The organism is Streptomyces erythrochromogenes, from assembly GCF_036170895.1.
In the GTDB taxonomy this organism is placed as follows: domain Bacteria; phylum Actinomycetota; class Actinomycetes; order Streptomycetales; family Streptomycetaceae; genus Streptomyces; species Streptomyces erythrochromogenes.
The window spans coordinates 3,164,846-3,190,458 of record NZ_CP108036.1 but is presented as its reverse complement, the minus strand read 5'-3'; the positions used below and the strand labels follow the sequence as shown (position 1 = coordinate 3,190,458).

21 protein-coding genes are annotated in these 25,613 nt (G+C 72.2%); 13 read left to right on the top strand and 8 right to left on the bottom strand.

Annotation, left to right across the window (positions count from 1 at the left end):
- Positions 1-6: 6 nt before the first annotated feature.
- A complete protein-coding gene (locus OHA91_RS14160) occupies positions 7-1,050 on the bottom strand; it encodes an SMP-30/gluconolactonase/LRE family protein (protein ID WP_328739302.1) in 1,044 nt (347 codons plus the stop codon).
- Between the two features lie 89 nt (positions 1,051-1,139).
- Between OHA91_RS14160 and OHA91_RS14155 the strand changes: the two genes are divergently transcribed.
- The 4 genes from OHA91_RS14155 (at position 1,140) to OHA91_RS14140 (ending at position 6,220) form a co-directional block, all read left to right on the top strand.
- Complete coding sequence (locus OHA91_RS14155; RefSeq protein ID WP_209441521.1) at positions 1,140-1,577, top strand: MarR family winged helix-turn-helix transcriptional regulator; 438 nt, start codon at positions 1,140-1,142, stop codon at positions 1,575-1,577.
- Between the two features lie 360 nt (positions 1,578-1,937).
- Positions 1,938-2,978 carry an alpha/beta hydrolase gene (locus OHA91_RS14150; RefSeq protein WP_245240169.1) on the top strand — a complete coding sequence of 347 codons (1,041 nt, stop codon included), beginning with the start codon at positions 1,938-1,940 and terminating at the stop codon, positions 2,976-2,978.
- Positions 2,979-4,385: 1,407 nt separating this feature from the next.
- Positions 4,386-5,432: an alpha/beta hydrolase gene (locus tag OHA91_RS14145; RefSeq protein ID WP_266498040.1), complete on the top strand. Its 1,047-nt coding sequence runs from the start codon at positions 4,386-4,388 to the stop codon at positions 5,430-5,432.
- An 8-nt stretch (positions 5,433-5,440) separates the two neighbouring features.
- Positions 5,441-6,220: a trypsin-like serine peptidase gene (locus OHA91_RS14140; RefSeq protein WP_245240115.1), complete on the top strand. Its 780-nt coding sequence runs from the start codon at positions 5,441-5,443 to the stop codon at positions 6,218-6,220.
- A 39-nt stretch (positions 6,221-6,259) separates the two neighbouring features.
- Here the strand turns inward: OHA91_RS14140 and OHA91_RS14135 are convergent, their stop codons facing one another.
- The 3 genes from OHA91_RS14135 to OHA91_RS14125 all read right to left on the bottom strand — a co-directional run bounded on the left by OHA91_RS14135 (position 6,260) and on the right by OHA91_RS14125 (position 9,357).
- Positions 6,260-7,198: an EamA family transporter gene (locus tag OHA91_RS14135; RefSeq protein WP_031151350.1), complete on the bottom strand. Its 939-nt coding sequence runs from the start codon at positions 7,196-7,198 to the stop codon at positions 6,260-6,262.
- A 44-nt stretch (positions 7,199-7,242) separates the two neighbouring features.
- Entirely contained in the window at positions 7,243-8,061 is an 819-nt protein-coding gene (locus tag OHA91_RS14130; RefSeq protein ID WP_266498034.1) for an isocitrate lyase/PEP mutase family protein, read from the bottom strand.
- A 183-nt stretch (positions 8,062-8,244) separates the two neighbouring features.
- Positions 8,245-9,357, bottom strand: coding sequence for a threonine synthase (locus OHA91_RS14125; RefSeq protein WP_266498031.1), 1,113 nt, complete (start codon positions 9,355-9,357; stop codon positions 8,245-8,247).
- A gap of 197 nt (positions 9,358-9,554) precedes the next feature.
- Between OHA91_RS14125 and OHA91_RS14120 the strand changes: the two genes are divergently transcribed.
- The 8 genes from OHA91_RS14120 to OHA91_RS14085 all read left to right on the top strand — a co-directional run bounded on the left by OHA91_RS14120 (position 9,555) and on the right by OHA91_RS14085 (position 19,545).
- Entirely contained in the window at positions 9,555-11,132 is a 1,578-nt protein-coding gene (locus OHA91_RS14120) for a S8 family peptidase (protein WP_328739301.1), read from the top strand.
- Between the two features lie 161 nt (positions 11,133-11,293).
- Positions 11,294-12,469: a DUF4190 domain-containing protein gene (locus OHA91_RS14115; RefSeq protein WP_328739300.1), complete on the top strand. Its 1,176-nt coding sequence runs from the start codon at positions 11,294-11,296 to the stop codon at positions 12,467-12,469.
- A gap of 137 nt (positions 12,470-12,606) precedes the next feature.
- Complete coding sequence (locus tag OHA91_RS14110; RefSeq protein ID WP_031151360.1) at positions 12,607-13,359, top strand: GntR family transcriptional regulator; 753 nt, start codon at positions 12,607-12,609, stop codon at positions 13,357-13,359.
- 487 nt (positions 13,360-13,846) lie between these two features.
- The gene (locus tag OHA91_RS14105; protein WP_030664389.1) at positions 13,847-14,032 is read left to right on the top strand and encodes an SPOR domain-containing protein; all 186 of its coding nucleotides are present in this window, start codon (positions 13,847-13,849) and stop codon (positions 14,030-14,032) included.
- A 39-nt stretch (positions 14,033-14,071) separates the two neighbouring features.
- The gene (locus OHA91_RS14100; RefSeq protein ID WP_031151362.1) at positions 14,072-14,491 is read left to right on the top strand and encodes a (deoxy)nucleoside triphosphate pyrophosphohydrolase; all 420 of its coding nucleotides are present in this window, start codon (positions 14,072-14,074) and stop codon (positions 14,489-14,491) included.
- A gap of 154 nt (positions 14,492-14,645) precedes the next feature.
- Positions 14,646-15,086, top strand: a complete 441-nt coding sequence (locus OHA91_RS14095; RefSeq protein WP_031151364.1) for an ATP-binding protein — start codon at positions 14,646-14,648, stop codon at positions 15,084-15,086.
- 197 nt (positions 15,087-15,283) lie between these two features.
- Positions 15,284-17,914: a SpoIIE family protein phosphatase gene (locus OHA91_RS14090; protein WP_167344721.1), complete on the top strand. Its 2,631-nt coding sequence runs from the start codon at positions 15,284-15,286 to the stop codon at positions 17,912-17,914.
- Positions 17,915-18,156: 242 nt separating this feature from the next.
- Entirely contained in the window at positions 18,157-19,545 is a 1,389-nt protein-coding gene (locus tag OHA91_RS14085) for a hypothetical protein (RefSeq protein WP_328739299.1), read from the top strand.
- A gap of 117 nt (positions 19,546-19,662) precedes the next feature.
- Here the strand turns inward: OHA91_RS14085 and OHA91_RS14080 are convergent, their stop codons facing one another.
- Complete coding sequence (locus OHA91_RS14080) at positions 19,663-20,373, bottom strand: PspA/IM30 family protein (protein ID WP_031151371.1); 711 nt, start codon at positions 20,371-20,373, stop codon at positions 19,663-19,665.
- A 59-nt stretch (positions 20,374-20,432) separates the two neighbouring features.
- Complete coding sequence (locus OHA91_RS14075) at positions 20,433-22,496, bottom strand: TPM domain-containing protein (protein WP_408059237.1); 2,064 nt, start codon at positions 22,494-22,496, stop codon at positions 20,433-20,435.
- A 153-nt stretch (positions 22,497-22,649) separates the two neighbouring features.
- On the opposite strand from OHA91_RS14075, the gene OHA91_RS14070 reads away from it, so the two are divergent.
- Entirely contained in the window at positions 22,650-22,889 is a 240-nt protein-coding gene (locus OHA91_RS14070) for a hypothetical protein (protein ID WP_031151376.1), read from the top strand.
- Positions 22,890-22,943: 54 nt separating this feature from the next.
- Here OHA91_RS14070 and OHA91_RS14065 read toward each other — a convergent pair whose 3' ends face one another.
- Positions 22,944-23,714, bottom strand: a complete 771-nt coding sequence (locus tag OHA91_RS14065) for a succinate dehydrogenase/fumarate reductase iron-sulfur subunit (RefSeq protein ID WP_031151378.1) — start codon at positions 23,712-23,714, stop codon at positions 22,944-22,946.
- Positions 23,711-25,612, bottom strand: coding sequence for a fumarate reductase/succinate dehydrogenase flavoprotein subunit (locus tag OHA91_RS14060; protein WP_031151381.1), 1,902 nt, complete (start codon positions 25,610-25,612; stop codon positions 23,711-23,713). The genes OHA91_RS14065 and OHA91_RS14060 overlap by 4 nt, the downstream gene beginning before the upstream one ends.
- Position 25,613 lies beyond the last annotated feature (1 nt).

Below are 25,613 nucleotides of genomic sequence, written 5' to 3'. Positions count from 1 at the left end.
GCCCGGTCAGAGGCCGCGCACCGAAGCCACCGTGAAGGTGGTCGGGGTGCCCGTACCGGGGTTCATGGGGCCGCCCTTGTCGAACTGCGAGCGGACCACCAGGGTGCGTCCCGGGACGTGCGCGAGCGTCGTGGGGATCTGTAGGGACGGGTCCGTGACCGTACGGGTCAGCCCGGCGCGGGTCCCGTCCGCACCGAGCTGCCACCGGGTCAGCGTGTTGGTGACGTTGTGCGCCACGCGCAGGGTGCCGTCCGGGGCGAGGTCGAGGCCGTCGGCGGCCTTCAGGTCCCCGCCGGTGAGGGCGACGCGGCGGACGGCGCCGGTCCGCAGGTCGACCCGGTAGAGGTCGCCCGCCGTCATGTCGACGGTGAGGAGGTAGCGGCCCGCCCGGTCGGAGGTGATGCCGTTGAGGCGGAACGCGCCGGCCGGACGGGGGCGCAGGGCCGGGGTGAGGTCGTAGGCCTCGGTCAGGACGCCGCTGCCGGCTGCCAGTTGCCGCGGGGTCACGCGGTAGATCACGCCCCGGATGCTGTCCGTCAGGTACGCGGTGCCGTCCGGGGTGATGGTGAGGTCGTTCACGAAGCGGGCGGCGGTCCCCGCGGCCACCTCGAAGTGGGCCAACCGGGTCCCGGTCGCGGTGTCGTACACGGCCACGCCCGCGGTGGAGTCCGTGACCCACAGCCGGCCGAGCGCGTCGACCCGCAGGCCGTTGGCCGTGTGGCGGCCGTCGGTGCCGGAGGGCAGGAACACCTCGGCCTCCGCCCGCCCCGGCCGGGCCCGGTAGACCGTGCCGTCCGCGTACGAGCCGACGTAGACCGTGCGCGTGCGGGGGTCCGCGGCTATGCCCTCCGGGTAGACCTTCGCCCCGGGCAGGGTGAAGGCGGTGGATATCCGGGCGCCGCCCGCCGGGCCCCCCGCCCCGGCCAGGGCCGGAGCCGGCGCCGCCGCACCGAGGGCGAGCGTCCCGGCCAGTGCCGCGACCAGGAGCGACTTCTTCGCAGCCGTCCTGTTGGCCTTGTTGTTCGTCTTCGTCATCTTCGTCGTCTTCATCGCCCGCCCCATCGGATGTCCTCTACTGGATAAGTGAAGGCGAATGTATGTTAGAGCTCTAATGCATGCAAGGGTCGTATGATGCCGTCATGACCTCCATGGCCCCCGAGGAGCGCATCGGCTCTCACGTCAAGCGCGCCGAGCAGGCACTCCTCGCGGCGAAGAACGCGGCCTGCAAGCCGGCCGCAGTAACGGTTCCGCAGTACGCGGCACTGCTCTGGCTCGCCGAGAAGCCCGGGATCTCGGCCGCCGCGCTCGCGCGCCTGTGCGGGGTGACCCCGCCGACCATGAACACCGTGCTGAAGAACCTCCAGGAGCGCGGGCTCATCGAGCGGACCCCGCACGAATGGCACCGCAACGTGCTGGAGACCCGGCTCACCGACGAGGGGCGGGCGGTCATGGAACTCGCGGACGCGGGCGCGGTCCGGGTGGAGCGGGCGCTCGCCGCCGCGTTCACCGGGGAGGAGCGGGCGCAGCTCATCGAACTGCTCGGGCGGTGCGCGGAGGCGCTCGACGCCCAGCGGTGAGTCCCCGCCCGCGCGCCTCCCCCATGTTTTTTGCTCGAATTTGGAACTGTGCGGGTGGTTCGCTCATCAGGACTTAGGGGAGACCAGCCGTTCTGCCCTCGGGGGCAGTCAAGACCGTTCGGAGCGAAGTTCGTGCACCAGTACCCGCAGCGCCCGCGGCCTGACGACCAGCCGTCGTACCAGGACCACCCGCCCCAGGGGCATGGCGGCCAGCAGCAGCACACGCAGCAGTACCCGCAGTACCGGCAGGAGCAGCCCTACCAGGAGCGGTACGACCAGCCGCCGTACGGCGAGCCGCCCGCCCCCACCGGGTACCCGCACGACGGTGAGCCCCCGCAGCCCGAGCGGTCCCGGCGCCGAATATGGATCAGCGCCGTGGTCGCCCTCGCGCTGCTCCTCGGCGGCGGCGGTTTCGCCGCCTGGAAGCTCGACTGGTTCTCGGGCAACGGCGAGGCCGTGACCTTCGGCAAGAACCCGCCCCCGGCCGCGGGCAAGTCGGACCCGGGCACACCGGCCGCCGAGGCCAAGCCCTCCGGCGACCCCGACGTGCTGATGCCGACCGGCCCGAAGTCGGACTTCAAGCAGACCACCAAGCTCGACGACGGCACGATCATCGCGAAGACCCGCCTCACGGGCGCGAAGTCCGGCTTCGAGGGCGACGTGTGGGTGTGGGCGCCCAAGGAGTACGACGACCCGAAGTACGCCAAGAGCGGCTTCCCGGTGCTCATCGCGCTTCCCGGCGGCAACGGCTTCCCGGCCAACTACTGGTCCGACCGCAGCCTCGGCCTGCAGAAGGCCATCAGCGAGGGTGCCCAGGCCGGCACCAGCCTGCCGTTCATCGTGATCATGCCGGTGCTCAACCCGGACGCCAAGTACTACTACGACGGCTCCGACATCCCCGGCCAGGCCAAGATGGGGACGTGGATGGCCGAGGACGTCCCGGCCTTCGCCAAGGCCAACTTCCGCACCTACAAGTCCCGTGACGGCTGGGCCTTCATGGGCTCGTCCTCGGGCGCGTTCGTCGGCATGAAGACGGTCCTCCAGCACCCGGACAAGTTCAAGGCCGTCATCGCCAGCGGCGGCGAGATCGTCCCCGACTCCCCGCTGTGGAAGGGCCACCAGGCGGAGATGGACGCGAACAACCCGGAGAAGCTCGCCCAGAAGCTGATCGACACCAAGGGCCCCGAGGTCTACATCAACTTCCAGATCGGCACCAAGGAGTCCGGGAAGGAGCGGATGACGAAGTTCCAGCAGCAGTACGGCAAGGGGCCGATCAAGATGACCATCCGCGACATCCAGAACGGCGAGCACAACGGCTGGCACTACGTCCGGGGCATGAAGGAAGGCTCCCTGGAGTGGATCAGCAAGGTCCTGAAGGCGCCGAAGCCCGAGGCGGGCTGATCGGGGGCGGGGTTCCAGCCCCCTCGGCCCCCACCGCGGGCCCGTGGTTGCCCACCCACCACGAGGCCACGACCTGCCCGGCCGGGAGCGCGAGCCGACGAGCGCGTTGAGGCCGCGGGGCTTTCGGCGGGGCGGGGGCGGAGGCGCGGGGTGGTGTGGGGCGGCGGGGTTTCGGCGGGGCGGCATCAGGGCTGTCTTGGGGGTTTCCCGTCAGTCCCATCGTCTCTCCGGTTCGTGCCGGTCCCTCAAGGCCGCTCCTTCGTCGCGTCGCTGCGCGATGGCCTGCGGCCACCCTTGACCGCCCGTCCCGCCCCGGACATACGAGGACAGCCGGGAACCCCCCAAAGGAACGGGCCGGGCCTTCAAAAGAGAGACGGCCACATCAGTGATGGGCGGGGCGGTCGGGGAAGCGCGTCTAATCGCTACGCGCTCCTGTCGTGAAGCGTCCGCAGGCCTCTTGGGCTGGACATAGGCCGCCATCGATCGCTACGCGCTTCTCCGAGACCGCGTCCGGCCCTTGTTCGGGGCTGGGAGGGGCGGATTTGGGGGGCGGGAGGGCGATCCATCGGCTGAGCCGATGCCAACCCCCATCAAGGGCGAGGTGAGGTCCCAGCCGCCCGCCCAAACAGGTGCAATTGGGGCAATCTGTCGGCTCTTTGGGGTGCGCATCCACCCACACCTGGATTGGCATCGCCTCAGCCGTTATCTGGCGCTTTTCCTCCCCCCAACCGCCCTCGGACGCCCTCCATGAGGAGCGAATCGGGCCTCTGCGGCTTATGGCCAGCCCCAGACGGTCTGCGGACGCGTGATCGAGAAGCGCGTAGCGATCGATGGCGGCCTATGTCCGGCCCAAGAGGCTCGCAGACGCTTCACGACAGGAGCGCGTAGCGATTTGAGGCGCTCCGGGCTCCCGCCCGCGCCCTCCGACGCGCCGTCTCTCTATCGATCGCCCGGCCCGTTCCTTTGGGGGGTTCCCGGCTGTCCTCGTATTTCCGGGGCGGGACGGGCGGTCAAGGGTGGCCGCAGGCCATCGCGCAGCGACGCGACGAAGGAGCGCCCCTGAGGGGCCGGCACGAACCGGAGAGACGATGGGACTGACGGGAAACCCCCAAGACAGCGCTGATGCCGCCCCGCCGAAACCCCGCCGCCCCCCACCTTCCCGCGCCTCTCCCTCCCGGCTCGCCGCCCCGCCCCCGCCCCGCCGCCCCGCCTCACCCCGCCCCGCCCCCCGAGGGCTCGCGTGGTGCTCGACACGTCACTCCCGTCCCAGGCAACCCGGACCGTCGTTCATACCTCTGTAAAGGGTGTAAGGGGGACCGATCGGTCCGGCCCGCGCTCCGAGGTGAGCGCCGGAGAAGGAACGGGACAACAACCGTGCAGCATGACCAGCAAGGCGACGGCAGCCCCATGACCACGGGTCGCCGCCGCCCCCACCGCCTGCGCCTGCTTCTGATCAGCGGCGGTCTCGCGCTCACCCTCGCCGGGGGCGCAGCAGCGTACAAGTTCGGCCTCTTCTCGGACATAGGGGATCCGGTCTCCTTCGGCAAGGTCCAGGAGAAGACGGCCACCGCCTCCGAGGCCCTGCCGGAGGTGCTCATGCCCACCGGTCCGGCGGCCTCGTTCGTCCGCACCAGCCGGCTGCCCGACGGCACCCAGATCGGCAAGGCCACCCTCACGGGCAAGAAGTCCGGCTTCACGGGCGACGTGTGGGTGTGGGTGCCGAAGGAGTACGACGATCCGAAGTACGCCAAGAGCGGCTTCCCGGTCCTGATCTCCCTGCCCGGCGGCCGCGGCTACCCCACGAACTACTGGGGAACGGGCCCGGGCCTCGGCCTGCAGCAGGCGGTCAGCGACGGGGCCCAGTCGGGGAAGAGCCTGCCCTTCATCCTGATCATGCCGGTGACCAACGCGGACACCAAGCACCACTTCGACGGATCGGACATCCCCGGCCAGCCCAAGATGGGCACCTGGATGGCGGATGACGTCCCCGATTTCGCGAAGGCCAATTTCCGCACCTTCACCTCCCGCGACGGGTGGGCCTTCATGGGCTCCTCGGCCGGCGGATTCAACGGCTTCAAGCAGCTCCTGAAGTACCCCGACCGGTTCAAGGCGGCCATCGCGAGCGGCACCGACATCGTGCCCGACTCCCCGCTCTGGAACGGGAACACGCAGGCCATGGACCAGAACAACCCCGAGAAGCTCGCCGCGAAGCTGATCGACACGGGCGGTCCCGACGTCTACATCAACTTCCAGATCGGCACCAAGGAGACCGGTCGCGAGCAGGCCGAGAAGTTCATGAAGGAGTACGGCAAGGGACCCGTGCACACCTCGCTCCAGGTGATCCAGGATGGTGAGCACAACGGAAAGTCGTACGTGCGCGGCATGAGGGAGGGCTCCCTGGAGTGGATCAGCAAGGTGATGAAGGGACCGACACCCGATCCCGGCGTGCGATGAGCACGGTGGTGAAGGGGGCATCGGCGGCCGCCGCCGCGGGCATCGCGGCGGTGTGCGCCATGGCCTTCATGAAGGCGCCCGGCGAGCCGCCGGTGCTCCCCTTCCCCACCGTCGGAGTGCTCATGGCGGGCGGCGAGCACTGGTGCACCGCGAGCGTCGTCGACAGCCCGAAGGGCAATGTCGTCGCCACCGCCGCGCACTGCGTCGCCCCCGCCGGCGAGGACGGACAGCCCGGCGAGGTGGCTCACGACGGCCTGGCCATCGGCGAGCTCTCCTTCGCCCCGGCCTTCTCCGGCGAGGGCGACGGCACCCAGCCGCTGGGGGTGTGGAAGGTCAAGGCGATCCACGTGGACGACCGCTGGACCAAGTGGGGCGAGGACACCGCCGACTTCGCCTTCCTCACCATCGATCCGGACGAGGACGGGCGCAGCGTCCAGGAGGCCGTCGGCGGCCGCGCCGAGGCGCCCAGGCCCGAATGGACCTCCGGTTACGAGCGGGACGTCACCGTCGTCGGCTACCCGGAGTCCGAGCACAACCCGGAGAACAGGCCCGTCTCCTGCACGACGCAGACCCGTCACGACGATGACGACCCCGACATGCTCTACATGAGCTGCGCGGGCTTCTGGACGGGTACGAGCGGCAGCCCGTGGATCGCCGACCGGGGCGGGGCGGATCCCGCCGGGCACCTGATCGGAGTGCTGAGCGGCGGGGACACCGACGTGGACTCGACGGCCGCGCTGTTCGACGAGCGGGCGAAGGCGCTGTACGAGCGGGCCGCACGGGACTGAGCGCCCCGTGCCCCAGCACCCCGGGTTCCAGCCCCGCCGCTACCGCTTCCTGCGCTCCGTGCTGACGATCACGACCACCGCCGCCACGACGATCGCGCCGCCGACCAGGATCGGCCAGGTCAGGGCCTCGTCGAGGATGAGCGCGCCGAGGGCGACGGCGACGACCGGATTGACGTACGCGTAGGTGGCCACCAGGGACAGCGGCGCTGCCTGCAGGAGCCACACGTACGCGGTGAAACCGACGAGCGAGCCGAAGAGGACCAGGTAGCCCAGGGCCAGCCAGGAGGCGGTGGAGAAGGACGCGGGGTCCAGACCGCGGTGCTCGCCGCGCAGCAGGCCGACGACCACGCCCGCGATTCCGCCGGCGAGCATCTGGTAGGCGCTGCCCGTGAAGGGATTGCCGGGCAGGGACAGCTTCGAGGCGGAGAAGGACCCCAGGGACCACAGCACCGACGCCACCACCACCAGCAGCACCCCCGACAGCCGTACGGTGCCGCTCAGCCCGGGGCTGGTCAGTACCGCGAGCCCGGCGAGGCCGACGAGCACCCCGGCCAGGGTGCGGGCCGGGGGCCGGTCCCCGGTGGCCGTTCGCAGCACCACGACCCACATGGGCACCGCCGCCACCAGCAGTGCGGCCAGGCCGGACGGCACGGAGGTCTCGGCGAGCACGACCAGGCCGTTGCCGCCGAGGATCAGCAGCAGGCCGACCAGGACCGCCGAGCCGAGCTGCGCCCGGGTGGCCCGGAGCGCGGCCGGCCCGTGGCGCCAGGCGACCATGGCGGCCAGCAGCAGGCCGGCGGTGACGAAGCGGGCTCCCGCGGAGAGGAAGGGCGGCATCGTCTCGACGACGATCCGGATGCCGAGGTAGGTCGAGCCCCACACGACGTAGACGAGGGCCAGTGCGGTCCAGACCGCTCCGGTGATCCTGCCGTGCGAGGTGGCCGCGGCTCTGCCGTCCACCGGGGTTGAGGTGCTCATGCCCGGATCCTATGGTCGTTGGCCCATGCAGGCATCTGGGTGTCTCAGTCCTTGAGCAGGTTGTTCAGCTCGCCGTACGGGAGCGATCGCGCGAGCGATCCGTAGGTCCCCTCGGTGATCAGCTCTTCGGCGGCGCGGCGGACGAGCGCGTACGCCGCTTCGGCCACCCAGGAGCCGAGGCTGACGCGGGAGACGCCGAGGGTGCCGAGGGCGGCGACGGTCGGGGCGTCGGGGCCGAGGAGGATGTTGAGGGGGGCGTCGATGCCCTTGGCCAGCTCGGCGACGACGGCCGGGTCGAGGACGCCGGGCACGAAGACGCCGCTGGCTCCCGCCCGGAGGTAGGCGGTGGCGCGGGCGAGGGTCTCGTCGAGGCGGTCGGCGGGCTCGCCCAGGCCCTTGAGGTAGGTGTCGATCCGGGCGTTGATGTAGAGCGGGACCCCGGCGGCGTCGGCCGCGGCGCGGGCGGCCGCCAGGCGCTCGGCCTGCTCGGCGGGGGCGCGGGTGCCGTCCTCGATGTTGATCCCGACCGCGCCGGCGGCGATGACCCCCGCGACGGTCTCGCCGACGGCGGCCGGGTCTGCGCCGAAGCCGCCCTCGATGTCGGCGGTGACCGGCACGGACACGGCGGCGGTCACGCGGGCGATCAGGTCGAGGGCGCGGTCGCGGGCGAGCGCGTCGCCGTCCGGCGAGCCGAGGGACCAGGCGACGCCCGCGCTGGTGGTGGCGACGGCGGGGGCGCCGGTGGCCTCCACGATGCGGGCGCTCGCGACGTCCCAGGCGTTCGCCAGGGCGAGGGGGGCGGCGGGGGTGTGCAGCGCGGCGAACGCGGTGGCTTTGGCGGCGAGGCCGATGTGGGTGCTCATGCCGTCAGTTGAACAGACGGGGTGGGGCGGGGGCTCGCGGATTTCCGACCTCTGCCTTGGCGCTGGCGCTGGCTCGGCGGATTCGGGGGCTGCCGGTGCGTGGCCGGGTGCGGCGCCGTTGCGGGGGCTCCCCCCCCGGGCCCCCGCGCCTCAAAACGCCGGCGGGGCTGGGATTCGGGGCGGCTACGGGGCCAGGCCCGTTTTCGCGCCCGCGCCGCAGAGGGGGATGACCGCCGTGCGGCCCTGCAAGGGGTCGGTCGCGGACGTGGGGCCCACCGCCGCCCAGCAGGCCGCGGCCGTCGGTTCCACGAAGAGGCCGCGCCGGGCCAGGTCCCGCTGGGCCTCGCGCAGCCGGTCGTCCGGAACCGTCACGAAGGTGCCGCCGGATTCCCGGACCGCGGCCAGGATCTGGCGGGCGCGCGGCGGCGCAGGGATCGCGATCCCCTCGGCCAGGGTCGGCCGCTGTTCCACCGGAGCGGCATCGTCCGAGCCCGCCGCGAACGCCTCCGCGAGCGGGGCCACCGCCTCCGACTGGACCGCGATCAGGGCCGGCGGCCTGACGCCGCGTCGGGCCAGCTCCTGCGTCGCCAGCGCGGCCCCGAGCAGCAGCGTGCCGTTGCCCACCGGGACCACCAGCGCCTCGGGCAGCCGCCGGCCCATCTCCTCCCACACCTCGTACACGTAGGTCTTGGTCCCGTGCAGGAAGTACGGGTTGAACACGTGGCTCGCGTAGAAGACGCCGGGGGCGTCCGCCTCCTTGCGGGCGGCCAGTGCCGCGGCCTCGCGGCCGCCCGGGACCACCCGGACGACCGCGCCGTGTGCCCGCATCTGCTCGGTCTTCTTCTCCGATGTCCCCTCGGGCACGAAGATTTCGCAGTCGAGGCCGGCCCGTGCGCAGTACGCCGCCACCGACGTCCCGGCGTTGCCGCTGCTGTCCGCCACGACGCGCTGCGGCGCCAGCCGGCGGGCGAGCTCCACGAGCATCACGGCGCCCCGGTCCTTGAAGGACAGGGTCGGCATCAGGAAGTCGAGCTTGGCGTGAACCCGTTCCCCGAGCGGGATCAGCGGAGTGTGCCCCTCCGCCAGGGAGATGGAGAACGCCCCCGGCAGCGGCAGCACCGGCCCGTACCGCCACAGCGAGTTCGGTCCGGCGGACGGTTCGAGCGCCGCGTCCGGGTCCGGCGTGAAATCGAGGTCCCAGGGCCCGCCGCACAGAGGGCACCCCCAAGGAGCGGTCCGGACGTCGGCGCGTGTACCGTCCTCGGAGCAGACGTAACCGGGGGGTGCGTGCGTCATGTGCGGAGCGCCTTTGGTCGGTCATGGCCGGGGTATGGCACGGATGTTACGCGTTCGTTGTCCTCTTGTCGGGTCGTGCCGAGGGTGGGTCAACCTTTCGGAGGCGACCGCCCGTTGGGCCATCTGCGTTGTCATGGCCACGCTTGCGAGGCTCCGCCGACCCCCGCAATGCACCACCTAAGAGGAGGACCCGTCACATGCCAGTGATGCGTCACAGGCGCCGGAAGATCGCCGGTATCAGCGCGACCGCGGTCGTGGCCCTCGCACTGGGCTCGGCCGCCGCCGCACTGCCCGCCTCGGCCGCCGACAGCGGTGCGCGGGGCGTGGTCCAGAACGCCGGGGCCCCCGGGACCGTGCCCAACAGCTACATCGTGACGCTGAAGGACACCGCGCCCCGCTCGACCACCGCGAGCGGCAAGCTCGTCGCCAAGAAGTACGGCGCGAAGATCGACCGGACCTACAGCGCGGCCCTCAACGGCTACTCCGTCGAGGTCTCCCAGGCGCAGGCCGAGAAGCTCGCCGGGGACCCGGCGGTCCAGTCGGTCGTGCAGAACCGCACCTTCACCGTCAACGCCACGCAGCCCGGCCCGCCGTCCTGGGGCCTGGACCGCGTCGACCAGCGCGCGCTGCCGCTGAACCAGAGCTACACCTACCCGGACAAGGCGGGCGAGGGCGTCACCGCGTACGTCCTCGACACCGGTGTCCGCATCACGCACCAGGACTTCGGCGGGCGCGCCTCCTACGGCTACGACGCCATCGACAACGACAACACCGCCCAGGACGGCCACGGCCACGGCACGCACGTCGCCGGCACCGTCGCGGGCGGAGCGTACGGCGTGGCCAAGAAGGCCAAGATCGTCGGCGTCCGCGTCCTCGACAACAACGGCTCCGGCACGACCGCCCAGGTCGTCGCCGGCATCGACTGGGTGACCCGCAACGCCGTCAAGCCGGCCGTCGCCAACATGTCCCTCGGCGGCGGCGCGGACACCGCGCTCGACACGGCCGTCCGCAACTCCATAGCCTCCGGCATCACCTACGCCGTGGCCGCGGGCAACGAGTCGGCCAACGCCTCCACCAAGTCCCCGGCGCGCGTCGCCGAGGCGATCACCGTCGGCGCCACCACGAACACCGACGCCAAGGCGAGCTACTCCAACTACGGCGCGGCCCTGGACATCTTCGCGCCGGGCTCCTCCATCACCTCCGCGTGGGGTACGGGCGACTACGCGACCAACACCATCAACGGCACCTCGATGGCCACGCCGCACGTCGCGGGCGCGGCCGCCGTCTACCTGTCGCAGAACCCGGCCAGCACCCCGGCCCAGGTGGCCACGGCGCTGATCGGCTCCGCGACCCCGAACGTGGTGGGCGGCCCCGGTACCGGTTCGCCGAACCGCCTGCTCCACGTCACCGCCTTGGGCCCCGTCCCGCCGGGCAAGCGCTTCGAGAACACCACCGACCGCGCGATCGGCGACAAGGCGACCGTCGAGTCCTCGATCGCCGTCAGCGGTGTGGTGGGCAGCGCCCCGACGACGCTGAAGGTCCCGGTCGACATCAAGCACACGTACATCGGTGACCTGAAGGTCGACCTGGTCGCGCCCGACGGCACCGTCTACACGCTGCACAACCGCTCCGGCGAGGGCGCCGACAACATCATCAGGACCTTCACGGTGAACGCCTCCTCCGAGACGGCGCCGAACGGCACGTGGAAGCTCCGGGTGAACGACAACTCCGACGGCGACACCGGGAAGATCGATTCCTGGGCCCTGCAGTTCTGAGGAGCGAAGCAGGCAGCGGTGATTGAGCCGTGAGGAAACAGCGGGGGCGACCGATTGCCGGTCGCCCCCGCTGCGTACTATTCGCGCATCCGTTCGCGCCCGCCGTGGTGCCACCTGGTGCCCCGCGATGCCCTCTGCCACCTGCGATGGAGTCCGACCCCTTGAGCATCCCGCCGAGTCCTCCTCCCGGACCGGGCCACTCCTGGCCCCCGCCGTCGTCGCAGCCGGGGTGGGGATGGGGACCGCCGCTCGGCCACGGGTCGCAGCCGCCGGCGCTCAACGGCTTCGCCCTCGCCTCGCTCCTCGCCGGACTGCTCTGCTTCCCGCCGCTCGGCATCGCCTTCGGCATCGCGGCGCTCGTGCAGATCGCGAAGAAGGGCGACCGGGGCAAGGTCCTGGCGATCACGGGGCTCGTGGTCTCCGTCGTGATGACGGGCGTGATGGTCTTCGCCCTCGGCCGGTTGGCGGAGGCGGCTCCCGGCCGGCTCGACGGGCTGACCGAGTACACCGAAGTCGAGGGCGAACTCAGGGACATCGACGACCTGAAGGCGGGCGACTGCTTCAACGTCCCCGGCGGGGACCTGTTCGACGAGCGGCCCCTCATGTACGCGGTCGACTGCTCCCGCGTGCACCACGGCGAGGTCACCGCGTCGAGGACGGTGGGCGCCGCGGACGCCCCCGATTCGAGCGAGGCCGACCGGGCGTGGGAGGACGCCTGCTGGAAGGCCCAGGACGAGTACGCGATGGACACCTGGGCCCTGCCCGAGTTCGCGGAGATGTTCTACTACGCGCCCTCGCGCCAGTCCTGGCGGGAGGGGGACCGGCGGCTGCTGTGCGTGATCGGCACGACGGAGGAGGAGTGGCGCGGCAGCCTGCGCCGGGACGCGGGCATGCTGAAGCCGGAGCAGGCGGCCTTCCTGCGGGCGGCCAACGGCGTGGAGTTCGTCATGAGCCGGCCGCCCGAGGAGGACGTCGACGACGCGCTCCAGAAGCACCAGGCGTGGGCGCGCGAGATGCATGCGGCGCTGGGCGAGGAGGCGAAGGTCCTCCAGCAGGACGCGACCCGGCCGGGGCTGGAGAAGGCCGCTCCGGCGCAGCTCAAGGAGATCGAGGCGGCCCGCGCGGCCTGGCAGCGCGCCTCCCAGGCGCGGACGGGGACGGAGTTCGACCGGCTGTGGGACCGGGCGCTGGCTGCGATGTCCCTGGAGACGGAGAAGGCGCTGCGCGGCGCGTACGGGCTTTCGACGGAGGTTCCGCGGTGGCTGGAGGACAGCCCGGAGGACACGGAGGACCCGGAGGTCGGGTCCGCCCGGCTGCCCTCGTCGCGGTCGGTGTGACGTCTCCGGGGTAACGCGCGGTAACGGGTTTGAGTGACCTGGCTTCATCACTTCGGGTGAAACTCTGGCCCTTGCTTGCGGTCTACAACCGTCGGTTGCCAGGGTGTAGCTGTCTGTCAACCTGATGGGAGTGGCCAGTGACTTTCGGTGAGCAGCCGGCCTATCTGCGCGTGGCCGGGGATCTTCGACGGCAGATCGTCGACGGTTCTCTGCCCCCGCACGCCCGGCTCCCCTCTCAGGCACGCATCCGCGAGGAGTACGGGGTCTCCGACACCGTGGCCCTGGAGGCGCGCAAGGTCCTCATGGCGGAGGGACTGGTCGAGGGCCGGTCCGGGTCCGGTACGTACGTGCGCGAGCAGCCGGTGCCGCGGCGGGTGGCCCGCTCCGGCTACCGCACGGGCGGCTCTTCGACGCCGTTCCGGCAGGAGCAGGCCGACTCCGGCGCGCGGGGGACGTGGGAGTCGAGCAGCGAACAGGCGGGCGCGCCCGCGGAGATCGCGAAGCGGCTCGGCATCGAGCCGGGCGAGCGGGTGATGCGGACGCGGTACGTCTTCCGCGACGCGGGCGAGGCGATGATGCTCTCGACCTCCTGGGAGCCCCTTGCGGTGACCGGGCGGACCCCGGTGATGCTGCCCGAGGAGGGCCCGCTGGGCGGTTCCGGAGTCGTCGACCGGATGGCCGCGATCGACGTCGTCGTCGACAACATGGTGGAGGAAGTCGGCGCGCGGCCCGGCCTGGCGGAGGAGCTCGTCCTGCTCGGCGGGGTCCCGGGGCACGTGGTGCTGGTGATCGGCCGCACCTACTTCGCCTCGGGCCGCGCGGTGGAGACGGCCGACGTGGTCGTCCCGGCCGACCGCTACCGCCTGGCGTACCACCTTCCGGTGCGCTAGCCGGCCAACGCGGCCAACCGGCCAACCGCCCGGCGTCGCGGATGGCGGCCGGGCGGCGACCGTCGGGCTCGCCGGATCCGGCGACCCGGCGGGTTTCGGCGCGATGGTGATCGCGGCCGGCCGTCCCGAGCTGCGCCTTCCGCGGGCGGGCCTGGCGGCCGCGCCGCCCCCGGCGGCGCCGCAGCTGCGGCCGGAACCGCCCTGTTCCCGGGCCCTCGGGCCGCCCGGACGACCGGTTCCCCCGAAGCTACCTGCGGGTATATCCGTACGCAGGAAGGCAGGGGGCCCGCAGTCCCTTCCCCGGCGCCCGGCGTGCGCCCTGTTCGGACCGGCGCGCGCGGCGCACTCGTACGCATGGCCGGATGCGTACGCCTGCCAGGTATCTCTTCGTGAAAAACCGTATCCGCTCCGTAAAGGTCGGGCGTAAGGTCGGGCATATGCGCAATGCGGTTTCCCGGGCAGATACGTCGGCGGAAGGTGAAACGCGATGAACGACAGCGGTGCACTGCTTCCGTGGCTGGTCATACGTCAGGACGACAACGGCAACCGCTACCGGGTGGGCCGGTACGCCACCCGGGCCGAGGCCCAGAAGGTCGCCGACAGTCTCGACGACCGAGGACACAAGCAGCTCTACTGGGTCGAGCGGATCGGTCAGACCGCCACGATGAACTGAGCTGAGCGGCGCCTCACGGCGCTGGCATAGGCTCCGCCCATGACTGTACGAGTGGTCGTGGGCGGAGCCCTTTGTCATGAGGGGCGCCTGCTGGCCGCCCGCCGCAGCGCACCGCCGGAGCTCGCCGGACGCTGGGAGCTGCCGGGCGGGAAGGCCGAACCGGGTGAGTCCGTCCCCGAGGCCCTGGTGCGCGAACTGCGCGAGGAGCTCGGCGTGGAGACCGAGCCGCTGGAGCGGATCCCGGGGGAGTGGCCGCTGAAGCCCGGGCTGGTCCTGCACGTGTGGACGGCGCGGCTGCTCTCCGGGGTGCCGGCGCCGCTGGAGGACCACGACGAACTGCGCTGGCTGGGGCCGGAGGAACTGGAGTCGGTGGACTGGCTCGACCAGGACCGTCCCGCGGTCGCCGAAGCCGGCCGCCGGCTGCGCGCGGACGGCGGCGGGAGCGGCGGGGGCGCGTGACGCTCGCGTTCTAGGCCGTCTGCGCCACACTGCGCCGGTGGGTTCGGGATCGAGTGGTACGACGCCCTGAATATCGGGTATGTCGCTATTAATCCCTATCTCGTCCCTCTTTCGTCCCAGACGAACCGGACTGGGGTCGCTGCTGGCCCGGGAAGTGATCGGCGTGATCGACACAGACGGTGAGTGCGCCGAGTGGGCCTTCCCCGCCGAGCCCGGCGCCGTCCGCACCGCCCGCCACGCCGTCCGCGGAACCCTGCACGAGTGGGGCCTCGAAGCCGTCGGCGATGTGACCGTCCTGCTGGTCAGCGAGCTGGTGACCAATTCCCTGCGCTACGCCTCCGGCCCCATCGGCGTCCGCCTGATACGGCGGAATCCGGCCGCCCAGGGCCCCGCGGACACCCCCGCCGGCGGTCCCGCACTGCTTGTGGAGATCTCCGATCCGCTTCCGGATCCGCCCCGCGAGCGGGTGGCGGACTCGGAGGACGAGGGGGGCCGCGGACTGCACCTCGTGGCCGCCTCCTCGCAGCGGTGGGGAACACGTCACGGGAAAACAGGGAAGACTGTGTGGTTCGAGTTGGCTCTTCCTGGTGAGTAACAAGGTGAGCGGTGGCGGGGGACCCCCCGCGGCGCCTCCCGGCGGTCGCCGGGAAGGGGGCCGGGGGAGATCGCGCGACATGGCTTGAAATCATCGAGACCGTGCTGTGATCGTGAACGCCGTGCCGTCCGGGGTCGTGGTGCTGAATACTGCCGTCATGGCCGGTCCGGTTGCGGTGAGCTGGAGGGGACGGTCGCGTGAGCGAAATACCTGCGCAGGCACATCAGGCCGACGTGCCTCGGGAGACATGGCACGACGCCCTGTGGCACAGCAGTCCGCCTGGCTCGATATATGACTACATAAAGGTCGCATCCTTCTCGATCGGACCCGACGGGTTCATCGACCAGTGGAGCCTGCGCGCCGAGGAGCTCTTCGGACTGACGGCCGCTCAGACCGTCGGGCGCGACCCGGTCGACGCCTTCATGCCCCCCGAGTTGCGCCCGGACGCCCACCGCAAGGTCGCCGAGATCCTCGACGGCAAGGAGTGGACCGGCCTGATCCCCTTCCGGATCCCGGGCGGGAACGGCGCGCACGGCGTGGCCGAGATCTATGTGATGCCCACCCAGACCGAAACCGCGGAACGGGCCGCCCTCTGCGTCGTCGTCGACGTACGCGCGCTGCGCCGCATCGAATCCGACCTTGCCGCTTCACAAGCCATATTCGGCCAATCTCCCTTCGGCTTCCTGCTCTTCGGCACGGACCTCACCGTGCAACGGGCCAACCGGCGCTTCGCCACCGTCTTCGGCGGCACCGCCGAGACGCACCGCGGCCGCACCGTCCACGACTACCTGCCCGCGCACGAGGCGGACCGGATGGCGGATGCCCTGCGCCGGGTGCTGGACACCGGCGACGCGGTCACCGACCTCCGGATCACCGGATCCACCCCGCGCAGCCGGGAGAACCGCCACTGGTCCATCAACCTCTACCGCGTGCACGGCGGCAGCGGCCGCCCCATCGGTGTCGCCGGCATCGGCACGGACGTCACCCGCCGCCACCTCGCCGCCCGCGAGGCCGCCGGGGTCCGGCGCAATCTCGCCCTCCTCAACGAGGCCGGGCACCGCATCGGGAACTCCCTCGACCTGGAGACCACCGCCAGGGAACTCCTCGACGTCACCGTCCCGGGCTTCTGCGACCTGGCCGCCGTCGACCTCTACCAGGGGCTGCTGCTCGGCGACGACGACCGGCCCGCACGGCCCCAGGGGCCCGGCGTGCCCAGCCTGCCCGGCCAGGGTCCGGCCCGCACGCCGTCCGCCGCGCTGCGCCGGGTGGCCTTCGCCTCCGCCGTCTCCGACGCCCCGCTGTCCGGCCCGGGCGCCCTGGTCGCCGTCGGCGACATCCACCGCTATCCGGCGGCCTCGCCGGGCGCGCTCGCCCTGCGCACGGCGCGGCCGCGGCTGATCGAGGGCGGAGGACCGGAAGACCTCGTGCAGTCCACCCTGGTGGTGCCGATGGTCGCCCACGACACCGTGGTCGGGCTCGCGCAGTTCTCCCGTACGAAGGGCAGTGAGCCCTTCGGCGAACGGGACCGGGCGGTGGCCGTGGAACTGGCCGCCCGGGCCGCGGTGTGCATCGACAACGCGCGCCTGTACCGGCGCGAGCACGAGCGGGCGCTGATCCTGCAGCGCAGCCTGCTGCCCCCCGGCGACCCGGAGGCGGCGGGCCTGGACATCGCCTGCCGCTACCTGCCGGGCAACGCGGCGACCGAGGTCGGCGGCGACTGGTTCGACGTCATCGAACTGCCCGGGCACCGCACGGCGCTGGTCGTCGGCGACGTCATGGGCCGGGGCCTGCGGGCCGCCGTCGCCATGGGCGAACTGCGCACCGCCGTACGGACCCTGGCCCTGCTGGACCTCGAACCGGCGGAGGTGCTGACCGCGCTCGACGAGATCGCGCGCGGGCTCGGCGCACCCGGCGGCTCCCAGCAGGCCTCCCGGGCGGCCCTGCACTCCCGGGACTCGGACCGCTCGGAGGTGTACCTCGCCACCTGCGTGTACGCGGTCTACGACCCGGTGACGCGGCGCTGCACCATCGCCAACGCCGGCCACATGCCGCCGGTGCTGGTGTCGCCGAACCAGGCCGGCCGGGGCGAGGACCGGGAGCCCATGCCCGCCCTGCTGCTGGAGGTGCCGCCCGGGCTGCCGCTCGGGGTGGGCGGGGAGCCGTTCGAGGAGGTCGAGGTCGAACTCCCCGAGGGCGCCCTGCTCGCCCTGTACACCGACGGGCTCGTGGAGTCCCGGGACCATCCCCTGGAGGAGGGCCTGCGCGGTCTGCGCGCCGCGCTCGCGGACCCGGTCCGCCCTCTGGAGGACGTCTGCGACCACGTGTTGAACACCCTGGACACCCGGCACGGCGAGGACGACATCGCCCTGCTGATGGCCCGGGTGCAGGGCCTGCCCGTGGACGCGGTCGGGGACTGGCAGCTGCCGCGCGAGGCCCGGTCGGTGGGCCGGGCGCGGGAACTGGCCCGGGCCAAGCTGCCGGCGTGGGGCCTGGAGGGCCTGCTGGACACCACCGAGCTGCTGGTCAGCGAACTCGTCACCAACGCACTGCGCTACGGCGAGGGCGAGATCCGGCTCAGGCTGCTGCTGGACCGGACGCTGGTGTGCGAGGTGTGGGACGCGAACCTGGTCCAGCCGCGGCGCCGGCGCGCCCGCGACACCGACGAGGGCGGCCGGGGCCTCCAGCTGGTGGGCCTGCTGTCCGCCGGGTGGGGCACCCGGCGCACCCACCGCGGCAAGACCGTGTGGTTCGAGCTGCCGCTGCCGGGCGCGGCGGAGGAGGGCGTCACGGAACTCTCTGCGGAACAACTCCTCAACATGTACGGCTGACAGCCAGAGGGCCGGGTTGCCGAGTACGGCGAGCTGCGTCACGGCTAACGGGGTCCGCCCGCCAGGGCGGACCCCGTTAGCGCGTCGTCGCCCGTTCGCGCGTCTTCATGCTCCCTCCGGGCGGTCCGCCCGCCCGTACGGATCACGCCGGGGAGCCGACGGCTGTTGCGCGTGGTCGGCTGAGCTCGGCTGGTTGCGGTCCCCTGACGGCCGGCCGTACACAGCAGAAGAAGGAGTCCCGAATGTCTCGTCAGCATGTCCCGGCCGTCCTCGGCCTCGTGGCGGGCGCGCTGGTGGCGGTCCCCGCCCCGGCCGCGCACGCCGCCACGGTGCAGGTGCGCTGCTCGGTCCCGGATCTCGTCGCGGCGATCAACGCCGCGAACAGCTCACCGGGGCCGGACACGCTCCGGCTGGCGCGCAAGTGCACGTACGAGCTGACGGCGCCGGACCCCGTGAACCCCGGCAACGGGCTGCCGGTGATCGCAAGTGAGATCACCATCGACGGGAGTGGGGCCACGATCAGGCGGGACGGGCGAGAGGACAACGTGCCGAAGTTCCGGATCCTCTTCGTCGGACCGACGGGAAACCTCACGCTCACCCGCACGACGATCAGTGGTGGCTTCGCCACGGACTGCCCTGCTTTTCCCGACCCCCCGGGTCTGGCCTGCGGCGGCGGCATCTCCAACACCGGAACGATGAAGGTGACCCGCAGCAAGTTCATCGGCAACACGTCCCAGTCCGACGTGTTCGCCCAGGGCGGCGCCATCGACAGCCCCGGCACCGGCAGCGTGAGCGAGACCGAGGTCACCGCGAACCACGTCATCTACAGCGGGAGCGCGACCGGCGGAGCCGCCGCCGGCGGCGCCATCGCGAACGACGGTCCTCTGACGGTCACCCGCTCCCGGCTGACCGGGAACACCGCGACCGTCACCAAGGACACCCAGAGCACCGCCTTCGCGGCCGGCATCATCAGCTTCGCCGAGACGACCGTCGAGGACACGGTCATCCGCAAGAACCGTTCCTTCGCCCCCGGGGGATTCGCGCGCGCCGCCGTCGCCAACGGCATCCCGCAGCCCGGCAGGCTGACCGTGACCGGCGGCGCCGTCAGCGACAACACCTCGGACGCTCCGCACGGTGTCGCCCAGGGCGGTGGCATCGCGAACAACGGCCTGATGACCGTGAGCAGGGTGGAGATCAGCGGCAACCGGGCGGTGGCCAAGGACGGCACTGCGCGCGGTGGTGGCGTCCGCGTCGGCCCCTTCGGCGCACTCGACCTGATCGACAGCCGCATCACCGGTAACACCGTCGACGCTGAGAACGGCACGGCTCAGGGCGCCGGCCTCGACAACCCCGACGGCGGCACCCTGACGGCCAGGCGCAACAAGGTTCTCCGGAACACAGCCACCGCGAAGAACGGCACGGCTCAGGGCGGCGGCCTCTACCACGCCGGGGGACCCGAGGGGCTGGGCACCACCACGCTGGAGGAGAACACCATCACGCGCAACCGGGCGGGCGACGGCGGCGGCATCTTCAAGGCGTCCGGCCTCCTGACCCTGAACGGCGATGTCATTCGCAACAACCAGCCGAACAACTGCAGCCCGACCGGTGCCGTCCCGGGCTGCACCGGCTGACGGTCGGCCGAAGGCAGTTCACGTCGTCGGGCTGCGACGACATCGGGTGGCGGGCCTCCCCACACCGGCCGGAGACTGTCCGACCGGTGTGGGAAGCAACCGGCGAACCTCCAGGACCTAGGCCTGCTTCAGGGCGGCCAGGCGGGCCTCGATCTCGCTGCGGCGGTCCAGGTCGTCCAGGGACTCGAACTGCGCGTCCAAGGAGGACGCGGCCAGCTCCTGCTTGCCCAGGGCCATCGCCTCCTCCCGCCGCACCTTCTCCTCGAAGCGGCTCAGGTCGCTCGTCGGGTCCATGACGTCGATGTTCTTCACCGCGTCCAGCATCGTGTTCTGCGCCTCGGCGGTGCGGGCCCGGGCCACCAGCTCGTCCCGCTTCGCCTGGAGCTCCGTCAGCTTGTTCCTCATCGAGTCCAGGCCCGACTTGAGCTTGCCGACGACCTCCGTCTGCGCGGCGATCGTCGGCTCCGCCGTCTGCGCCTCCTTCTCCGACTGCAACTGCCGGCCCAGTGCCACCTTCGCCAGGTTGTCGAACCGGTCGGCCTCCGCAGCGGCCCCCGACGCCCTCAGCTCGTCCGCCTTCCGGCTCGCGGCCAGGGCCTTGGAACCCCACTCGGACGCCGCGTCCACGTCCTCCTTGTGGTCCGCCTCCAGCATCCGCAGGTTGCCGATCGTCGTCGCGACCGCCTGGTCCGCCTCCGAGATGTTGTTGCTGTAGTCCCGGATCAGCTGGTCCAGCATCTTCTGCGGGTCCTCCGCCTGGTCCAGCAGCGCATTGATGTTGGCCTTGGCGAGCTGGGTGACCCGGCCGAGGATGGTCTGCTTGCTCATGATGGGTCTCTCCTGGTGGGGGATGGACTGTCCGGTACGGGACCCGCGCCGCGGGAGGTTCAGAAGCGGCCGCCGCCGCCCATGCGGCCCCGGGTGCCGCCGCCTCCGAAGGAGCCGGGGCCGCTGCCACCGCCGCCGCCGAATCCGCCGAAGCCCCCACCGCCCCCGCCGCCGCCGAAACCGCCTCCGCCGAATCCGCCACCGCCCCGGCCGCCCCGCAGGATCTCGCCGAGGATGATCCCGCCCAGTACGGCGCCGCCCTGCCCGCCGCCGCGCCGGCCCGCGTACGGGTCCTGGTACGCCCGTACGTCCTGCTCCGCCAGCTGCTGTGCCTGCCGCGCCAGCGCATCCGCCTGCTGGGCCTCCGCCAGCGCCTCCGACGGGTCGCCCGCCGCCAGCGCCCCGGCCCGCTCCAGATGCCGGCCCGCCTCCGCCAGCCGCGTGCGGGCCTGGCTGCCCACCGCGCCCCGGCTGGTGGTGATGTAGTCCGTCGCCGCGCCGATCGCACTGCGCGCCGCGAGCATCGCCCGGTCGAGCAGGGCCGCCGCCCGCTGCCGGCCCGACTCCCGCTCCCGGGCCCCGGCGAGGGCCTCGTCGAGCGCCGCGTCGGCCTCCTCCACCCGGCGCAGGGCGTCGATCGGGTCGTAGCGGCCCGCCGCCTCCTCCTGCCGGACGTCGGCCAGTACGGCCTCGGCCCGGCCGATGCGCCCGCGCAGGTCGGCTGTCGAGGTGCCCTCCGCCGTGCCGGTCAGCAGCCCGCGGGCGTCCGCGAGGTCGGTCTCCGTCTCGGTCAGCGCGCCCGGCAGCTTGCCGGCCGCCTCCGCCAGCTCCTGCGCCCGCCGCTCGACCGCGTCCATCAGGGTCGCCGCCTGGTCCACCGCGCCCTCGGCGGACCGTACGTGCACGGCCGCCGTGCCGTTCTCGCCCGCGTCGACGGCCGCGTGGGCCAGGCCCAGGTTGGTCGCCGCGAACAGCAGCCGGTCCTTGGCCTGCTCGGGGTTGGAGGAGACCGCCGCGGAAGCGGAGTCCGCGTACTGCCGGGCCAGCGCGGTCAGGGTCGCCTCGGCGGTGGTGGTGCGGCCGGTCAGCTCCAGATAGTGCTCCTCCACGGCCGCCAGGGCCTGCGGGGCGTTCTTCTCCATGTCCCGCAGCCGGTCGAAGTCCGCCGCCTGGGCGTCGAGCCGCCGGTTCGCCTCGGTGCAGCGGGCGACGATCTCGTCCAGCATCCGGCGCCGGGTCGCGTCGTCCTCCGGATAGGCGTCGTCGAGCTGCTGGCGCAGCCGGAAGGCGTGCGTCAGCTCGCCCTTGGCGTACTCCACGGCCGCGATGAACGGGGCGGCCGCCTCCTCGCCGAACTGCGCGGTGGCGAAACCCAGTTCCTCGGAGCTGGTGCGGACCGCGTCGTCCGTCTCCACCAGCAGGGACTTCGCCCGGCCGTCCAGCTCCGGCAGCGGCAGGCGGTCCGGCGCCCCCTCGGGCCAGCCCGGCCCGGTCGTCGTACCGCGGCCGCCGGCCGCGGCGTCCCTGCGCCTGCGCCGGGTGTACGCGTACACGCCGAGCGCCCCGGCCGCGCCGACCGCGACCACCGGGAGCACGTAGTCCCCGGCGCCGCTCCCGCCGCTGCCGCCGCCGGGGTCGGCCGGGCCGGGGGTGATGGTCGGCGCCGGCACGGGCTGCCCGCCGAGGACCGCGTCGTAGCCGTTCGCCGCGCCGATCGCCGCGCCCGCCCAGTCGTTCTGCCGCAGGGCCGGCTCGATCGCGGTCCGCGCCACCTCCGCCAGCTGCCGCTCGGTGAAACCGGAGTCGACATCGGCCGAATAGGCGTACTGGCGGTCCCCGGTGGCCACCGCCAGCAGGACGTCGTCCCGGCCGAGGCCGTTGCGCTGCGCGGTGGCGTCCGCCCAGCTCTGGGCGGAGCGCCCGGAGAAGTCCTGCACGTACGCCACGAAGAGCTGGATCTTCCGGTCGGCGTACAGCTTGTCGAGGGCGGCGGTGACGTCGGACTTCCGCTCGCCGAGCGCGCCGACGAGGTCGGTGATCTGCCCCTGCCGCTCCAGGGCGACGGGGTCCTCGGCCCGTGCGGGCGGGGCCTGCGCGAAGCCCCAGCCGCCGAGCGCCAGCAGTCCGGCGGCCAGGGCGAGCCCGGCCCGTGCGAGTGCTCTGCTGCGCGGCTCGGTTCTCGGCGGGATCACATTTGGGAGGGTATGAGTGCTTCACTGCGCCCGCATCCGGAGCAAGGGGCAGTGACCCGGCCGGAGGGTGCTCGTTGCCAGGCCATGAAGAAGATCATGACTGCGGCCGTGCTCACCGTGGCCGCACTCGGCCTCGCCGCCCCCGCCCACGCCGACAACGACTCCAACTTCGGGGGCGGGGTGAACGCGGCCAACAACTGGAACTTCACCGCGGCCGCCGTCTGCCTCCAAGAGGTGGCCGTGGTCCCCGTACTCGGCGACTACGTGTCGGACCACGCGAACAACTGCTCCAACGGCAACGTCATCGACCACTCCGGCCGCTGACCGGCGGGGGCCGGGGTCCTCCCGCGGAGGCACCCCGGCCCCGCCTCCCGTCCGTCAGCCCTTCCGGCGCCCGATCTTGCTGCCGAGCCAGACCAACGGGTCGTACTTGCGGTCCACCGCCCGCTCCTTCAGCGGGATCAGCGCGTTGTCGGTGATCTTGATGCCCTCGGGACAGACCTCCGTACAGCACTTGGTGATGTTGCAGTAGCCGAGCCCGTGCTCCTCCTGCGCGGTCCGCTTGCGGTCGAGGCCCGCGTCCGAGGCCGCGTCCAGGGGGTGCATGTCCAGCTCCGCCACCCGCATCAGGAAGCGCGGACCGGCGAAGGCGGGCTTGTTCTCCTCGTGGTCACGCACCACGTGGCAGGTGTCCTGGCACAGGAAGCACTCGATGCACTTGCGGAACTCCTGCGAGCGCTCCACGTCGATCTGCTGCATCCGGTACGCGCCCGGGGCCACCCCCTCCGGCGGCACGAAGGCGGGGACCTCCCGCGCCTTGCGATAGTTGAAGGACACGTCCGTGACCAGGTCCCGGACCACGGGGAAGGCACGCAGCGGCGTGATCGTGATCGTCTCGGTCCGCTCGAAGGTGGACATGCGCGTCATGCACATCAGCCGCGGCCGGCCGTTGACCTCCGCGCTGCACGAGCCGCACTTGCCCGCCTTGCAGTTCCAGCGCACCGCCAGGTCGGCCGCCTGGGTGGCCTGGAGCCGGTGGACGATGTCGAGGACCACTTCACCGTCGTGCACCTCGACCGTGAAGTCCCGCAGGTCCCCGCCCTCCGCGTCGCCCCGCCAGATCCGGAAGCTCGCGTCGTACGTGCTCATTCGTACAGCTCCTCTTCGGCGAGGTACTTGACCAGCTCTTCCTTGTCGAACAGTGCGAGCAGGTCGGGGCGGATGGGGTCGGTGCGGGTCCGGACCAGTTCGATCCGGTCGGCCGCCGGGTCCGCCGGTACGGGGGCCACCGGCCGGCACAGCAGGTTCACCGGGCGCCAGGTCCGCTCCATCGCCGGGCAGTCCTCGCGGGTGTGCCCGCCCCGGCTCTCGGTGCGCTCCAGGGCAGCGCGGGCCACGCATTCGCTGACCAGCAGCATGTTCCGCAGGTCCAGGGCGAGGTGCCAGCCCGGGTTGAACTGCCGGTGGCCCTCGACGCCGGCCCGGGAGGCCCGTACGCGCAGGGTCGCGAGCCGCTCCAGGGCCTCGGCCATCTCGCCCTCCCGGCGGATGATGCCGACGAGGTCGTTCATGGTCGTCTGGAGTTCCTGGTGGAGGGTGTACGGGTTCTCCGCGCCCTCGGCGGCGTGGAACGGAGCCAGCGCCTCCACGGCCGCCGCGTCGATCTCGGCCTGGGAGACGGCCGGGCGCCCGGAAGGCGAGGCGGCGTACTCGGCGGCGTGCAGCCCGGCCCGCCGCCCGAAGACCAGCAGGTCGGACAGGGAGTTCCCGCCGAGCCGGTTCGAGCCGTGCATCCCGCCCGCGACCTCACCGGCCGCGAACAGCCCCGGCACCCCGACGGTGGCCGCGGTCTCGGAGTCGACGGCGATGCCGCCCATCACGTAGTGGCAGGTCGGGCCGACCTCCATCGGCTCCGCCGTGATGTCCACGTCCGCCAGCTCCTTGAACTGGTGGTACATGGACGGCAGCCGCCGCCTGATCCTCTCGGCCGGCATCCGCGTGGACACGTCGAGGAAGACCCCGCCGTGCGGGGAGCCACGACCGGCCTTCACCTCGGAGTTGATCGCCCGCGCCACCTCGTCGCGGGGCAGCAGCTCGGGCGGGCGCCGGTTGTGGTCCGGGTCCTCGTACCAGCGGTCGCCCTCCTCCTCCGACTCCGCGTACTTCTCCTTGAAGACGTCGGGGACGTAGTCGAACATGAACCGCTTGCCCTCGGAGTTGCGCAGCACCCCGCCGTCGCCGCGCACGGACTCGGTGACGAGGATCCCCTTCACCGACGGCGGCCAGACCATGCCGGTCGGGTGGAACTGCACGAACTCCATGTTGAGCAGGGGGGCACCCGCGAGGAGGGCCAGCGCGTGGCCGTCGCCGGTGTACTCCCAGGAGTTGGAGGTGGTCTTGAAGGACTTGCCGATGCCGCCCGTGGCCAGGACCACGGCCGGCGCCTCCAGCACGAAGAAGCGGCCGGACTCGCGCTCGTAGCAGAAGGCCCCCGAGACCCTCCGCCCCTCCTTCAGCACCCTCGTGACGGTGCACTCCTGGAAGACCTTGAGCCGGGCCTCGTAGTCCCCGCACTCCTTGAAGTCCTCCTGCTGGAGGGCGACGATCTTCTGCTGGAGGGTGCGGATCAGCTCCAGGCCGGTGCGGTCGCCGACGTGCGCGAGGCGGGGGTACTCGTGTCCGCCGAAGTTGCGCTGGGAGATCTTCCCGTCGGGCGTGCGGTCGAAGAGCGCGCCCCAGGTCTCCAACTCCCAGACCCGGTCCGGGGCCTCCTTGGCGTGGAGCTCCGCCATCCGCCACTGATTGAGGAACTTCCCTCCGCGCATGGTGTCGCGGAAGTGCACCTGCCAGTTGTCGCCCTCGTTGACGTTGCCCATGGAGGCGGCGATCCCGCCCTCCGCCATCACCGTATGGGCCTTGCCGAACAGGGACTTGCAGATCACGGCGGTACGGGCGCCCCGCTCGCGGGCCTCGATCGCGGCCCGCAGCCCCGCGCCACCCGCGCCGACCACGACCACGTCCCACTGCTGCCGTTCCACTTGAGCCATC

Excerpts from the sequence above, each read along its gene's own strand:
- OHA91_RS14130 (WP_266498034.1), bottom strand. The coding sequence starts at position 8,061 with ATGAGCACCCACATCGGCCTCGCCGCCAAAGCCACCGCGTTCGCCGCG.
- OHA91_RS14155 (WP_209441521.1), top strand. The coding sequence starts at position 1,140 with ATGACCTCCATGGCCCCCGAGGAGCGCATCGGCTCTCACGTCAAGCGC.
- OHA91_RS14160 (WP_328739302.1), bottom strand. The coding sequence starts at position 1,050 with ATGAAGACGACGAAGATGACGAAGACGAACAACAAGGCCAACAGGACG.
- OHA91_RS14145 (WP_266498040.1), top strand. The coding sequence starts at position 4,386 with ATGACCACGGGTCGCCGCCGCCCCCACCGCCTGCGCCTGCTTCTGATC.
- OHA91_RS14085 (WP_328739299.1), top strand. The coding sequence starts at position 18,157 with ATGTCTCGTCAGCATGTCCCGGCCGTCCTCGGCCTCGTGGCGGGCGCG.
- OHA91_RS14105 (WP_030664389.1), top strand. The coding sequence starts at position 13,847 with ATGAACGACAGCGGTGCACTGCTTCCGTGGCTGGTCATACGTCAGGAC.
- OHA91_RS14125 (WP_266498031.1), bottom strand. The coding sequence starts at position 9,357 with ATGACGCACGCACCCCCCGGTTACGTCTGCTCCGAGGACGGTACACGC.
- OHA91_RS14070 (WP_031151376.1), top strand. The coding sequence starts at position 22,650 with ATGAAGAAGATCATGACTGCGGCCGTGCTCACCGTGGCCGCACTCGGC.
- OHA91_RS14135 (WP_031151350.1), bottom strand. The coding sequence starts at position 7,198 with ATGAGCACCTCAACCCCGGTGGACGGCAGAGCCGCGGCCACCTCGCAC.
- OHA91_RS14065 (WP_031151378.1), bottom strand. The coding sequence starts at position 23,714 with ATGAGCACGTACGACGCGAGCTTCCGGATCTGGCGGGGCGACGCGGAG.
- OHA91_RS14080 (WP_031151371.1), bottom strand. The coding sequence starts at position 20,373 with ATGAGCAAGCAGACCATCCTCGGCCGGGTCACCCAGCTCGCCAAGGCC.
- OHA91_RS14100 (WP_031151362.1), top strand. The coding sequence starts at position 14,072 with ATGACTGTACGAGTGGTCGTGGGCGGAGCCCTTTGTCATGAGGGGCGC.
- OHA91_RS14120 (WP_328739301.1), top strand. The coding sequence starts at position 9,555 with ATGCCAGTGATGCGTCACAGGCGCCGGAAGATCGCCGGTATCAGCGCG.
- OHA91_RS14060 (WP_031151381.1), bottom strand. The coding sequence starts at position 25,612 with ATGGCTCAAGTGGAACGGCAGCAGTGGGACGTGGTCGTGGTCGGCGCG.